A 12,837-nucleotide genomic window follows, 5' to 3' on the forward strand; every position below is an offset into this window, starting at 1 on the left:
TTGCTTATGCTCATCAAACAGATGACGCCAAGACGTGTTCAAGACTAAAAAGAAGGCTCTGCCTTCACCAGCTTCTCATCGTTGCGCTTCGCTGACCTGGTGGTTATGGCGGGGCGGCTGCACCCGTTCCCATTCCGAACACGGCCGTGAAACGCCCCTGCGCCTATGGTACTTCGTCTTAAGACGCGGGAGAGTCGGTCGCTGCCAGGTCTGCTAAACGCAACATAAAATCTTCTCATCACATGACGGCCAAGGCCGAAACAAAAGGGCCGCCTAAAGCGGTCCTTTCTGCTTTCCAAAGGCCGAAATGCAGAGCAAAATGAATGGGTCAAGCACCTGAAACAAAGGTGCGTCCCTTACAGGAACAAAACCCATAGGGTTTTGCTCCTGATGTAAGAGCAAACCGCTTCGCGGTTTACTCGGACGCGACAAAGCCGAAGGCTTTGCGCTGGCGCGGGGTGGAGCAGCCCGGTAGCTCGTCAGGCTCATAACCTGAAGGCCGCAGGTTCAAATCCTGCCCCCGCAACCAAAACTTCTTTTCGAGACAAGTCTTAGAACAGATTTAAGGCCCGCTGTAGGGCAAGTTCGAACTGAGCATCCCTATCAGCTCGTCGTCTTGAGCCGCATGTTTGGTTGATGGAGCCTTCAGTCGTTGTTCCTCGTTCCGCCGACAATCATATGCTCATTCGAGAGCATCGAACCAGCTTGGCTCTCGCCACAACACGCTGATTTTGCTCGAATTTAGTGTATCCGTTAGCTGCGTGCTGCCCAGACCAATCCCCGCCGCAATATCAGTCGCATATGTGCATTATCGAACTCTGCGGCGACGTGACCAAGGGCAGAATAGAACACACGGCCGGCGCCAAATCTACGTTTGAACACAACCGGCATACTCACATTGGCGGCTGCCGGATCATGTTCGCCGGTGAAGGTGGTGGTCGCGAGGATTTCGATCGAGGGGTCGTAGTGCAGGTAATATTGTTCGGATCGATACTCGAAATCCGGAATGTCTCGCATCACAGGGTCTTCCGGGCGGGTTACCGCGACGCGAAAATCGATGATATTGCCGGGATGGGCGACCCAGGTGACGCCGGAGACATAGCGGAACGGCGCGCTTTCCTTGAATGAGGTCGCGAGCGAGCCGTGGTGTCCACCGAGCCCAAGTCCTCCGCGTACGGCTTCCACGAGGGCGTCGGCATGGGCCCTTTCGAGGCTTTCGCCCGTGATCACGGGCACGAGAAGATCGGCTTGAGCAAGCTGCGGCGAACGGAAGATGCCGAGATCGTTGGTGACTTCGGTCTGGAAGCCGTCTTCGGCAAGAAGGCCGGCGACGATGCGAGCGCATTGCTCCGGCTCGTGACCCTTCCAGCCGCCCCAAACGATGATCGCCTTGCGCATGATCTTTCCCTATCTCTGATGTGCTGAACCGCCGGGCTGCGGCGCGCCGGCGGTTCAACACTGTGCAACGATCTCAGCTGCGGATCGTGGCTTTCCCTTCTTCGACCAGCCGCGCCGCCGCTTCGGCGGGCGTCGTGCGCTCAAACGCCAGCTCGTCGGCGATCGGGCGCAGGACGCGCTGGTCGAACTCGGTCGATCCCAAAGGCGCGGGTGCCGGGTAGTCGCCGACCTGATCCTTGAGCAGGTCCACGTATTTCACGGTGTCCTGCTCCGTCGGGTTCAGGTTTGGCAAAATCGCCCCGCGGACCGCCGGCGACAGCGGGACACCGCGTTCGACACCCAGGATCTTGCCGGCCTCCGGGTCGTTGACGAAGAAGCTGATGAACTGCGCGGCGGCTTCGCCGTTCTTCGTCGTCGCGCCGACGCTCCAGATGAGAGCGGGGCGATAGTAGTGGCCTGATGGCCCGCCTTTCTTCTCGCGAGGCAGCATGGTGATGGCGAGCTTGTTCTTCGAGAGGAGCTGGTAGCCCACGAGCTGGTTGGAATAGGCCATGCCCATTGCCGACTTGCCGAGCGCCAGGCAATTGGTGTCGATCGTGTTCTGGTCCAGCGTCTGCACATCGGCGGCAACGGTTCCGCCCTTCTTCCGCAGGTCTTCCCAGAAGCTGTACCACTCCGTGGCGTCCTCGACGTCAAAGCCAAGCGCCGCGTCCTTGTAGAGGCTCTTTCCGCGCTGCCGCAGCCAGGCGTCGAACACGTAGGTGTAGCGCGCGCCGTAGGGGCCGCCCGCGTAATTGGTCTTGCCGAGAGCCTTTGTGAGCTCGACCGCCAGCTTGGCGTATTCATCCCAGGTGAGATCAGGCGTGGGCAACGGGATGCCTGCCGTTTCGAATGCCGTCTGATCGAAGAAGAGCGCGAAGGAATTGAGGCCAAGACCTACGCCGTAAAGCTTTCCGTCGACGGTCGTTAGTTTCAGTATGTCCTTGCCGAAAGCATCGACCTTCAACGTAGAGGGTATGAATTCGTCTAGCGGCAGGCAGGCGCCGCGCTTGGAATAATCCGAGATTGTTCCAGGCTCGAGCTGAAACACATCCGCGATCGAGCGGCCGGCCATCTGTGTCGCAAGCTTGGTCCAGTATCCGTCCCCGCTAAGGGATTCGCCGATAATCGACACGCCTGGCGTCTTGCCTTGATAAAGCCGGGCGACATCGAGCGTGCGCTTCGCCCGATCGTTCGAGCCCCACCACATGGCGCGCAGCTGTGTGTCCGCCGCGAAGGCCGGCATGCCGGCGCCGAGTGCAAGGCCGCTCGCCACGCCGGCGGAGCCCATCAGAAATGAACGTCGATTGATCTGCATGCTGGTTCCTCCGGTTGTCTGCCCGGCGTCCTCCAACGCCTTTCGGGCATGTGGCGGGAAGATTACGCAAAAACGTTCTGTTTGCAATAAAATATCTTTCTGTTGCAAATTTGCGTAAATTGCATAAGTCTGCGTCTATGAACGAGATTAAAACAAAGCGGCCACGTCAGGCCGATATTGCCGCCGCCGCAGGCGTCTCCGTATCGACCGTGTCGCGTGTGCTGGCGAATGAGCCCGGTATCAGCGAAAGTGTTCGGCAGCACATTCTGCGCGTTGCCGCCGAACACGGCTACCAAACCAAAGGCTCCTCGGAGCCAATGGCGGGCGGTCTTGCTTTGATTGCCAGCGATGGAGCAACTGGGGGGCTGAGCGTCTTTTACGAAACGATCGTGGAAGGCTTGCGGGGGGGGGCGGCGAACGCGGGAATGTCCTTCGAAGTTAGGCTAGTCCGTGAGGATCGCGCCATGCCGGATGTAATTCGCGACCAGATGGAGGCCACTAACGCGGAAGGCCTTTTCCTAGTCGGTATCGACCCCAACCCTGCGCTTCGACAGTGGATCGAGGCGGAGAAGATTCCGGTCGTTCTCGTCAACGGTACTGATCCGAATCTTCGCCTCGACGGCGTCTCTCCAGCCAACTTCTTCGGCGCCCTACAAGCCGGCGAACGGTTGCTTGCGGCGGGACATCGCAATATCCTGCATTTCACCGGTTCTCACCGCCACACCATCCGCGAACGCGTCAGGGGCTTTGATGCGGCGGTCGCATCGGTTGATGGCGCCTCTTGCCGGGTGGTTCCGATGAGTTTCCAAGGCAGTGCCAGCCGGGAAGCCCACGAGTTGATGGCCGCCATCCTGGAGGAGAACGCGGGTTTCACTGCCGCCTTCTGCATGAACGACTTCATCGCGGTCGGTGTTCTTGAAGCCGTCACCGAGGCGGGTCTTCGTGTGCCGGAAGATTTCGCGATCGTCGGCTTCGACGATCTGCCCTGCGCCTTGATGACGAGTCCTCCGCTCTCCACCATGCGCGTTGATCGGGCCGCGCTTGGTCGGGAGGCCATTGGCCTGATGATCGACAGGTTCCATGATCGGTCGGCGCCGGCCCGCCACGTATGCCATGCGGTCGTTCCCGTTGTGGGGGGCACCGCACCAATGCCGAAAACCGATGAGTGATAGAGATGACCTATGATCCGGCCAGCGCCAATCCGTTAGCAGGCAACCCGCTGGAGACGCGCGAGGACATGATCCGCGCGCTCCTCGACCTCTTCGACCCGCTGCTTCCCTATTTTTCGAAGGGTAATGCACGCGTTCGGCTCGATGGTGCCGGCGCCCATTTTGACCGCGCCGCCGCGGACCTGGAAGGGTTTGCCCGTCCTCTCTGGGGTTTGGCGCCGTTTGGAGCGGGAAAAGGTGACTTTGCCCACTGGCAGCGTTTTGCGGAGGGGCTTGCGAACGGCACGGATCCCGAGCACCCGGAATATTGGGGCGCGGTCAACGGTCGCGATCAGCGAATGGTCGAGCTCGCGGCGCTCGGTTTCGCGCTGGCGCTTGTCCCCGACAAGATCTGGGCCCCCCTGAGCGCGCCGGCGCGAGCTAATGTCATCGCCTATCTCAAGCATGCGCGGCAGTTCGATTATGCCGATAACAACTGGAAGTTCTTCCGCATCTTCGTCGACATCGCCCTTGATCGCGTCGGCGCCGAGTTCGACCGCAGCCTGACAAGGCAGTACCTCGAGGAGCTTGAGGGCTTCTATATCGGTGACGGCTGGTATCGCGATGGCAATGTGCGCCGCATCGACCACTACATCCCCTTCGCCATGCATTTCTATGGGCTGATCTATTCCAAGCTCGTCAATGACGACTACGCCAAGCGCTACCGCGAGCGCGCTGTTCTGTTTGCCAGGGATTTCCGCAACTGGTTTGCGCCCGATGGCGCGACTATCCCCTTCGGCCGCAGTTTGACCTATCGCTTCGCCTGCGCCGGCTTCTGGTCGGCACTCGCCTTTGCCGATCTGGAGGCGCTTCCCTGGGGCGAGATCAAGCATCTCTGCCTGCAGCACCTGCGCTGGTGGAAGGACAAGCCGATGACCAATCGCGACGGCATCCTGTCGATCGGCTTCGGCTATCCGAACCTGTTGATGTCGGAAAGCTACAACTCGGCGGGATCGCCCTATTGGGCGTTCAAGGCCTTTCTGCCATTGGCGATCGCGGATGACCACCCGTTCTGGACTGCGGAAGAGAAGGCTCCGACTCCGAGCCAAAGCGTCTCGCAGCAGCGCCATCCCGGCATGGTCCTGATGCGGGCAGGTGGCGATGTGGTGGCCCTGTCATCGGGACAAGAAAATCTCCAGATGCGCTTCGGCACGGAGAAATACGCGAAGTTCGCCTATTCGGCGCGCTATGGCTTCAGCGTCGAAGCCGATGAACGGAGCTTCGCCGGCGGTGCGTTCGATTCCGCGCTTGCCTTCAGCGACGATGGACTGCACTACCGCGTGCGTGAGACCAATGTTAAAGCGAAAGTCGCAGGCGACGTGCTCTATTCAAGATGGTCGCCATTCAAGGATGTTTCCGTCGAAACTTGGCTGGCTCCAGCAGCGCCCTGGCACATTCGCGTCCACCGGATCAATTCGCCGCGCCAGCTGCAGACGGCCGAAGGTGGCTTTGCGATTGCCAAGCGCGACTTCGATCTCGATGTGCTTGGGGCAGCGCCGGGGAGTGCTCACGTTATCGGGGAAGCTGACTTCTCCGGCATTCTTGACCTGGGCTCGACGGTGAAGCGAACCGGGCTGGCGCAGAAGGCTCTCCCTAACACCAACGTGATCGTCGCCAAGACACTTATCCCTCAATTGCGCGGCGAAATCCCGGCCGGTGAGACTATTTTCGTCACGGCCGTGCTAGCGCTCGATGACCCGGCCGCGGTTTCCAGCGCATGGATTAGCCCCCCGTTGGCACCGGACATTTCGGCGCTTAAAGCCCGGATTGCCGAGGATAGCGTCACTGTCAGCGCCATCGAAGCGCCGGGGCAAATGTCATGAACCGACCGGGTATTGCACTTGCCATGCACCCGCGTCGAACGGAGCATGTCCTCCCCGATCGCCTTCTTGACCGGCTGGAAAGTTTGGGCCGATTGCTCGACCGGGAACCGCTTCAGACCTTCGCTGACGAAAGAGCCAGGCGAATATTGCCCGACACGGAAATCCTCATAACCGGATGGGGCGCCCCGTATGTCGGCCGCGATGCGCTTTCACTGGCCGGAGGGCTGAAGATTATCGTCCATGCCGCAGGAACAGTTAAGGGGCTCATCGACGAGGAAGTGTTTCGCGCAGGCATTTCCGTTAGCCATGCGGCTGAGGCCAATTCGATCCCGGTAGCCGAGTACACGCTTGCCGCTATCCTTTTCGCCGGCAAGCAGGTCTTCCGCTTCCGCGACACTTACGTCGCGGACCGCAACCGCGATCGTACCCATGCGATGCAGAGGCTTGCGATTGGAAACTACGGCCGCACGGTTGGCATAATCGGCGCGTCGCGCATCGGCCGGCGCGTGATCGAGCTGCTGAAGCCCTTCAGTTTCAAAATTATCCTTTTCGACCCCACATTGTGCGCATCGGAGTGCACGGCAATCGGTGCTGAGAAAGCTGACCTTGAAACCCTGATGCGCACCGCCGACATCGTCTCGCTGCATGCGCCTTCCCTGCCGTCGACGCGGCACATGATCGATGCTGAAATTCTAGCGCTTATGAAGAATGGTGCCACGCTCATCAATACTGCACGTGGTGTTCTCATCGACGAAACAGCACTTCTGGCGACGCTTTCGACAGGCCGAATCGATGCAATCATAGACGTGACCGACCCTGAGATACCAGGGGCTGCGTCCCTGTTCTACGACCTGCCGAACGTGTTCCTCACACCTCACGTTGCCGGCGCCATCGGTCTAGAGCGGGTGCGACTGGGTGAGATGGCCGTCGACGAGATAGAGCGACACCTTGGTGGTATGCCACTGGCTTACGGGATCACCTGGGCCGACCTTGCTAGAATTGCTTAGGGGCGGCGTTCTTTGTTGATAGTCATTCGAAGAGGTCGCGACCGAGTGCAACGTTCTTGCTGGTCCCGATTTCGATCGGCGAGTTCCTTTGTGAGTTGCCTATCGACGCCCATCTCCACGTTGCGCTCCATGAATACGAAGGCTTCATGCGCATCAGAAGAATCGAATCCACGGATCGCGGCAATCGGCTCCTGCATTGGAACCAGAATTGCTCGTGCTGCCTTGCCTGCCGGTGCTGACATCCGGTTCAGAGACCAGTTTCACGCGGATTCACCAAGCCGTCGACAAAAGAGTGCAACGGCGCCAACCGAACGTCCGCCGGGCACGTCGCGTGAGCGACGTATAATTGCGCCCTTGGATCCGCTTCTTCAAAGCGGCGGGATGAGTCGCCAATGCTCACGCCTTGGCGAGATTCTAATTTGCACTTCCCCACGGTAAGAATTGACGGATCGCAGAAGCTCGCCGTCGCTTGACAACCATCGAAGATCAGCTCCGTGAACACACCTACACCAGAGTTCTGCGACCAAATGCACCAGCTGTATCTAGGTCAAGAAAAGTTCACGCAATTCGGCTCTCGGGGAGAACGGTAGCCCGATAATCGATCTCGTCGGCATCGACAAGCCGACCGGGCAGAGCGTGTCCCCTTCCCGCGATTAAAAGGGCAGGACTTCTGCAATGACCATGGGTAGGGTACGGTCGGTGGTGCCGGAGTGCGGATTGCGATGATCTAACGCACTTCGCCAAATAGCAAACTGGTTGGTATCTTTCGGCCGATCGAGACCGCCGTGGTGCACGTCGTGTCGATTTGGCCCTACGGCAGCCAGTCAACTGCTTTCGTCGTATCCGCAGTAATGGAACGTTCGCCAGGAGGGCGCAGGCATATGCCGTTCCGACTTGGGTGTGTCGCGGGCACATTTGGAGCCAATGAGTGCTCGATCTCGATGTCGGTTTTGTTCGTTCATAGAAGCGCTTAGTTTAGCGTCGGGCTGTGCCCCGAGCGTTTGGACGCGTGGCCACCGATCCCAACTCATCCCGACGCAACCTTGCGGCGCGTAGTCTGGATGTCGTTCTCCTCGAACAGGAGCAATCTCTGGCTATGCTAAGTAAGAAATCCCAGGAGTGAGCACGGCGTCCATTTCTTGCGCCGCCCCTGGGCTTTGCGCGCCCGACCGGTCGACACATACGCATGTGTGGTTCATGAAAACCGGAGAAGGCCGTGAGTTGTGACGCGTATCGTAGCTGCACCTTGAAGGGCGAAAGCTATGGATCGCAAGACATCTCCGCCGGCTTGGCTGCTTTGAGAGGCGGATCCATGGGGCTGTTCGGAATTCTGCTGGGACTTGGTTTGCTGATGTGGTTCGCCTATCGCGGCTGGAGCGTTTTGCTTCTGGCGCCTGCGGCTGCCCTCATCGTCGCCGCGGCTTCAGGCCAGCCGCTGTTGCCGCACTGGACCTCAACGTTCATGGGAGGCACGGCGCGGTTTGTCACGCAGTGGTTCCCGATGTTCCTGCTCGGCGGCATCTTCGGCAAGATGATGGATGACAGCGGCTCCATTACCTCGATCGCGCGTTTCCTGACCGAGCGGCTGGGCGTGAAGCGAACCATGCTATCGGTGGTGCTTGCATCCGCGGTCGTCACCTATGGCGGCGTCAGCGTGTTCGTCGCCTTCTTCGTACTCGTACCCATGGCGCGCGAAATGTTCCGCGCGGCCAATATTCCGGCCAGACTGATGCCGGCGGCGATCGGCCTCGGCGCGTTCACCTTCACCATGTCGGCGATGCCCGGCACGCCCTCGACGAACAACGCCATCCCGATGCCCTACTTCGGCACGACGACCTTCGCGGCGCCCGGCCTCGGCATCATCGCCTCGATCATCACCTTCGCCTTCGGGATGTGGTGGCTGGCCCATATCGAGGCCAGGGCACGGGCCGCCAATGAGGGGTATACGGAGGACGAAACGCCTGTCGTCATAAGCGAAAAGGTGCGCGAACAGGCAACGACCTCGGGCGACTTCGACCCGAGCGAACTCACCCATGGCAAGAAGAGCGATCAGGGACCGTCCTTCCTCTTCGCCGTTTTGCCGCTGATCGTCGTCATCGGTGTCAATTTCCTGATGGCGCTGGTGGTATTGCCCCAGATCGATTTCTCCAGCGCCGAAGCAGCACTCGGCATCAATATCACGTCGACGGTTGGTGTCTGGGCCGTGCTGATTGCGCTGGCTGCGGCGATCGTCACGGTGATCGGACTGAATTATGGACGGCTGGGTGCATTGCGCGAAAGCCTCGACGCAGGCGCCAATTCGGCAGTGCTGCCGATCATGACTGTTGCGAGCCTCGTCGGCTTCGGCGCGGTGGTCGCGGCCATGCCAGCTTTCAACGTCGTGCGCGATGCCGTCCTGCAGATGCCGGGCGGCCCGCTCGTATCGCTGGTCGTGGCGATGAACGCGCTGGCGGCGCTGACGGGCACCGCTTCCGGCGGCATGGCCATCGCGCTCAATGCGCTGGGCGCCGAATACATGAAGCTTGCAGCCGAACACGGTATCGATCCCGCGCTGATGCATCGCCTGACGACGATCAGCGCCGGTACGCTCGATGCTTTGCCGCACAACGGCACGGTGCTTCTGCTGTTGCAGATCAGCAAGCAGACGCACTCAGGAAGCTATCTCGACATGGTGATGACCGTGATCGTCGGCGTCATTATCTCGCTTGTCGCGGTCTTCGTGCTTGGGTCGATGTTCGGCTCGTTCTGAAGTGGCCAGATCGTAGTGCCAGCATGAGTTCGATGGAGTGCCTGAAAGACTGGATGTCAATCGTTCCTATTCGACCAACCTTAGGGAGATTCGTGCCATGAAGAAGATGCATCTCTTGATCGTCGCGCCTTTGCTGATGGCAAGTACGCCGGCATTCGCGCATGTTGGCCCCGGTGACCATGGGTCCTTCGTCTCCGGGTTCCTGCATCCTCTCACGGGGCCGGATCATGTTCTCGCCATGGTCGCAGTCGGCCTGGCAGCGGTGATGCTTGGGAGCCGCGCGCGGCTCGCCATCCCCGTCGCTTTCGTCAGTGTCATGATCGTCGGCTTTGTCGCCGCCCTTGCGGGTATGCACCTGCCTTTTGTCGAGCCGGTTATTCTTGCCTCGGCCGTCGTCATCGGACTGTTGGTCGCGGTTGCGCGGCCGGCATCGCCCACGCTAGTCGCGGCCATTGTCGGCTGCTTCGCATTCTTTCACGGGCATGCGCATGGCGCCGAGATGGCAGGTGCGAACGCCTTTTCCTTCGGCGTGGGCTTTGTGCTGGCGACGGCATTCCTGCACGCGGTGGGGATGGGAATCGGCAGCGCCGCCGGTCGCCTGACGCGCGGCACGACAGCCCTGCGGATAGCCGGTGGAGCCACCGCGCTTGGCGGCGTGCTGCTGCTGGCGAGCTGAGGCGCATGGGCATTTGAACCGCGAGGGTCGGTGTTCGGCCCAGCCACGGGCGATTGTTTCGGGAGATTTATGTGACGTTTCAACCAACATTGGGCCAACCAATATCGGGCGGCTTGCCGCTTCAGCTGCTGCGGCTGGTCAGTCCAAGCCAGCCGGTCGGCGCGTTCGCCTATTCCCGTGGCCTCGAATGGGCGGTCCACGATCGGACCGTTCGCGACGAGGCGACTGCACGAGACTGGATCTTCAGGCTGATCGAACACAGCTACGCCGTCTGTGATGCGGCGCTGTTCCTGCGCATGATGCATGCGCTCGAAGCTGATGATCGCGCGGCGTTCCTGAAAGCCGATGCTTGGCTGTCTGCCGCGCGAGAAAGCAAGGAAGTGGAGCTGGAGGACAAGCAGATGGGCGCATCGATGCTGACGGTCCTCTGCGATCTCGGCGTCTCCTCCGCCAAGACTTTCAGCGGCAGGAAGCTGACCTACCCGGCGGTCTTTGCCCTCGCGGCCACATATTGGAAGATCGCGCCGGCAGATGCGCTGCGCGGGCTGCTGTGGAGTGCGGTGGAAGGGCAGGTATCGGCTGCCATTCGGCTGGTGCCGCTGGGGCATACCGCCGGCCAGCGCCTTCTTATCGCCGCGGCCGAGATCATCGAGCGTGCCGCGCGCACGGCGGAGACGACTGGTGACGATGAGATCGGCAATGCGGCGCCGGCAATGGCAATGGCAAGCGCATGGCATGAAACGCAATACAGCCGGCTGTTTCGCTCCTAGGCGCTGACTGGGCAAAGAGAGCCGCGCGGATGCAACCGAATTGATCCAGGGGGATGAGTGCATTGATTTCGTTGTTCCGCGGCCTCCGGTCCATTCTGATACTTGCTGCCGCGGGTGTGCTTTTCGGTGCCTTCCTGATGTTCTGGGAAGCGATCTTGATGCTCGTGGAAACCTTCCGGATGACCCGGCTCAATCCGGATATGTCGGTCATCGTATCGGTCCTGCGTGCGACCGACAAGATCCTCCTGGGCATCGTGTTGATGGTGGTCGGCTGCGGCATCGCGCTTGGCTTTGCCCTCGATATCCCGCCGGAACAGCGATCGAGATTACCGCAGTGGATGATCATCGATACCGTCGCGGAACTGAAGAACCTCTTCTTCCAGATGATCATTCTCTACCTCGTCGTGCACTTTGCGGCCCAGGTAGGTGAAACGCAAACGCCTCCGCAATGGGAGGCACTGGTGTTGCCGGTGTCGGCGCTGCTTCTCGCAGGCGCGATGAAATTGACCGCCAGTTCGCACCATCTTTCGGAAGAGAAACGACACGACAGAAGCGAGAAGCAGAAGCCAGGCGATCAAGCGTGAAGCGCTTTCAGCGATCGCGGTCGACTTCGAACGGGACGTAACACGCCGAGATAACAGAGGGACAGCAAGGGCCGTCAGGCCGGATTGAGAAAGGTTTTTCGCTAATGGTCAATGGTTGGCATGCCGAGCTCGATTTGTGGTTCGCGAATTCCCACGGGAAGACGCGTCTGATGCGCCGGCGGCATGTCGGGCCGCTGGCTGTGCAGCGCGCTTTTCACCCGGAAGACGATGGGTCGGCGCATGTCTACATCCTGCATCCGCCAGGCGGCGTGGCCGGTGGCGATGTTCTCAACATCACCTGCGGCCTTGCGCCCGAGGCGCGCTGCGTTCTGACGACGCCTGGTGCGACCAAGTTCTACCGCAGCGAAATCGGCACGAGTACGCAGCGCATACGGATCGATGTCGGCGCCGGTGCGGTCTGCGAGAATCTCCCGCAGGAGACGATCCTTTTCGAAGGCGCGGATGCCTCGATCAGCACAAGCGTGACGCTCGGCGAGGATGCAGCCTACGTCGGTTGGGATTTCGTCAGCCTAGGCCGCCCCGCCGCGGGCGAGGGCTTCGCAACCGGACGACTTGCCCATCGCGTCGAGATTTTTCGCGGCGACAAGCTGATCTGGTTCGAACGAATGGCGTTTTCGCGCGCACCTGACGTTCTGGACGCGCCGGTTTTCTTTGCCGGAAAGCCCATCGTCGGGACGATGGTCTATGCGGGGCCGGCGCTGGAAAACACCGTTCAGCATATCCGCGACGAACTCGGCGAGCAGGCGCGCGGCGTCTTCTCGGCCAGCCAGCTAGAGCGCGTGATCGTCTGCCGCTATCTCGGAAGCCGCATGTCCGAGGGCAAGGCACTTTTTCTGCAAGCGTGGAGCATTCTTCGCGAACGCGGCCTGATGAAGAAGGCCGTCGCTCCCCGCATCTGGGCAACGTGAACAGCAAAACAAGGAGGCAAGCTCATGGAACTGCTACCGCGTGAAAGAGACAAGCTCCTGATCTTTACGGCCGGATTGGTCGCGGAGCGGCGCAAGGCGAAGGGTCTGAAACTGAATTACCCCGAAGTCATAGCCTATATCTCGGCAGCCCTCCTGGAAGGCGCCCGCGAGGGGCGGACGGTGGCGGACCTCATGTCCTACGGCGCGACGCTGCTGACCCGCGAGGAGGTCATGGAGGGCGTGCCAGAGATGATCCACGACATCCAGGTGGAAGCAACCTTTCCCGACGGCACGAAGCTCGTGACCGTCCACAACCCGATTCCCTGAGGAGGCTAT

The 12,837-nt window shown here is 60.5% G+C and carries 11 protein-coding genes, 1 tRNA gene and 1 rRNA gene; 11 read left to right on the forward strand and 2 right to left on the reverse strand.

What is annotated here, in order from left to right; genetic code table 11:
* The first annotated feature begins 95 nt into the window (after positions 1 to 95).
* Both rrf and B3605_RS15310 read left to right on the forward strand, forming a co-directional pair.
* Positions 96 to 210, forward strand: a 5S ribosomal RNA gene (rrf, locus tag B3605_RS15305).
* A 242-nt stretch (positions 211 to 452) separates the two neighbouring features.
* Positions 453 to 529, forward strand: a tRNA-Met gene (locus B3605_RS15310).
* Positions 530 to 753: 224 nt separating this feature from the next.
* Here B3605_RS15310 and B3605_RS15315 read toward each other — a convergent pair.
* The gene (locus B3605_RS15315; protein ID WP_113168408.1) at positions 754 to 1,398 is read right to left on the reverse strand and encodes a ThuA domain-containing protein; all 645 of its coding nucleotides are present in this window, start codon (positions 1,396 to 1,398) and stop codon (positions 754 to 756) included.
* Between the two features lie 73 nt (positions 1,399 to 1,471).
* Entirely contained in the window at positions 1,472 to 2,755 is a 1,284-nt protein-coding gene (locus tag B3605_RS15320; protein ID WP_296434874.1) for an ABC transporter substrate-binding protein, read from the reverse strand.
* Between the two features lie 137 nt (positions 2,756 to 2,892).
* On the opposite strand from B3605_RS15320, the gene B3605_RS15325 reads away from it, so the two are divergent.
* From B3605_RS15325 to ureA, 9 genes are all read left to right on the forward strand, one after another.
* Positions 2,893 to 3,924, forward strand: coding sequence for a LacI family DNA-binding transcriptional regulator (locus B3605_RS15325; RefSeq protein WP_296434876.1), 1,032 nt, complete (start codon positions 2,893 to 2,895; stop codon positions 3,922 to 3,924).
* Between the two features lie 5 nt (positions 3,925 to 3,929).
* Positions 3,930 to 5,786, forward strand: coding sequence for a DUF2264 domain-containing protein (locus B3605_RS15330; RefSeq protein ID WP_296434878.1), 1,857 nt, complete (start codon positions 3,930 to 3,932; stop codon positions 5,784 to 5,786).
* Positions 5,783 to 6,793, forward strand: coding sequence for a hydroxyacid dehydrogenase (locus tag B3605_RS15335; protein ID WP_296434880.1), 1,011 nt, complete (start codon positions 5,783 to 5,785; stop codon positions 6,791 to 6,793). The genes B3605_RS15330 and B3605_RS15335 overlap by 4 nt, the downstream gene beginning before the upstream one ends.
* Positions 6,794 to 8,105: 1,312 nt before the next feature.
* Positions 8,106 to 9,542, forward strand: a complete 1,437-nt coding sequence (locus B3605_RS15340) for a GntP family permease (RefSeq protein ID WP_113008600.1) — start codon at positions 8,106 to 8,108, stop codon at positions 9,540 to 9,542.
* Positions 9,543 to 9,639: 97 nt separating this feature from the next.
* Positions 9,640 to 10,218 (forward strand): HupE/UreJ family protein, encoded by a 579-nt coding sequence (locus B3605_RS15345; protein ID WP_296434883.1) that lies wholly within the window; start codon positions 9,640 to 9,642, stop codon positions 10,216 to 10,218.
* Positions 10,219 to 10,331: 113 nt separating this feature from the next.
* Positions 10,332 to 10,988 carry an urease accessory protein UreF gene (locus tag B3605_RS15350; protein ID WP_296434885.1) on the forward strand — a complete coding sequence of 219 codons (657 nt, stop codon included), beginning with the start codon at positions 10,332 to 10,334 and terminating at the stop codon, positions 10,986 to 10,988.
* Positions 10,989 to 11,041: 53 nt separating this feature from the next.
* Positions 11,042 to 11,572, forward strand: coding sequence for a YqhA family protein (locus B3605_RS15355; RefSeq protein ID WP_289729514.1), 531 nt, complete (start codon positions 11,042 to 11,044; stop codon positions 11,570 to 11,572).
* Between the two features lie 170 nt (positions 11,573 to 11,742).
* Positions 11,743 to 12,501: an urease accessory protein UreD gene (locus tag B3605_RS15360; protein ID WP_296434891.1), complete on the forward strand. Its 759-nt coding sequence runs from the start codon at positions 11,743 to 11,745 to the stop codon at positions 12,499 to 12,501.
* A 24-nt stretch (positions 12,502 to 12,525) separates the two neighbouring features.
* Positions 12,526 to 12,828 (forward strand): urease subunit gamma, encoded by a 303-nt coding sequence (ureA, locus tag B3605_RS15365; RefSeq protein WP_037179616.1) that lies wholly within the window; start codon positions 12,526 to 12,528, stop codon positions 12,826 to 12,828.
* The last annotated feature ends 9 nt before the right edge of the window (positions 12,829 to 12,837 follow it).

This window comes from Rhizobium sp. UBA1881, assembly GCF_002338015.1.
Classification (GTDB): Bacteria; Pseudomonadota; Alphaproteobacteria; order Rhizobiales; family Rhizobiaceae; genus Rhizobium.

Excerpts from the sequence above, each read along its gene's own strand:
- ureA (WP_037179616.1), top strand. The coding sequence starts at position 12,526 with ATGGAACTGCTACCGCGTGAAAGAGACAAGCTCCTGATCTTTACGGCC.
- B3605_RS15345 (WP_296434883.1), top strand. The coding sequence starts at position 9,640 with ATGAAGAAGATGCATCTCTTGATCGTCGCGCCTTTGCTGATGGCAAGT.
- B3605_RS15315 (WP_113168408.1), bottom strand. The coding sequence starts at position 1,398 with ATGCGCAAGGCGATCATCGTTTGGGGCGGCTGGAAGGGTCACGAGCCG.
- B3605_RS15330 (WP_296434878.1), top strand. The coding sequence starts at position 3,930 with ATGACCTATGATCCGGCCAGCGCCAATCCGTTAGCAGGCAACCCGCTG.
- B3605_RS15355 (WP_289729514.1), top strand. The coding sequence starts at position 11,042 with ATGAGTGCATTGATTTCGTTGTTCCGCGGCCTCCGGTCCATTCTGATA.
- B3605_RS15360 (WP_296434891.1), top strand. The coding sequence starts at position 11,743 with ATGCGCCGGCGGCATGTCGGGCCGCTGGCTGTGCAGCGCGCTTTTCAC.
- B3605_RS15325 (WP_296434876.1), top strand. The coding sequence starts at position 2,893 with ATGAACGAGATTAAAACAAAGCGGCCACGTCAGGCCGATATTGCCGCC.
- B3605_RS15320 (WP_296434874.1), bottom strand. The coding sequence starts at position 2,755 with ATGCAGATCAATCGACGTTCATTTCTGATGGGCTCCGCCGGCGTGGCG.
- B3605_RS15335 (WP_296434880.1), top strand. The coding sequence starts at position 5,783 with ATGAACCGACCGGGTATTGCACTTGCCATGCACCCGCGTCGAACGGAG.
- B3605_RS15340 (WP_113008600.1), top strand. The coding sequence starts at position 8,106 with ATGGGGCTGTTCGGAATTCTGCTGGGACTTGGTTTGCTGATGTGGTTC.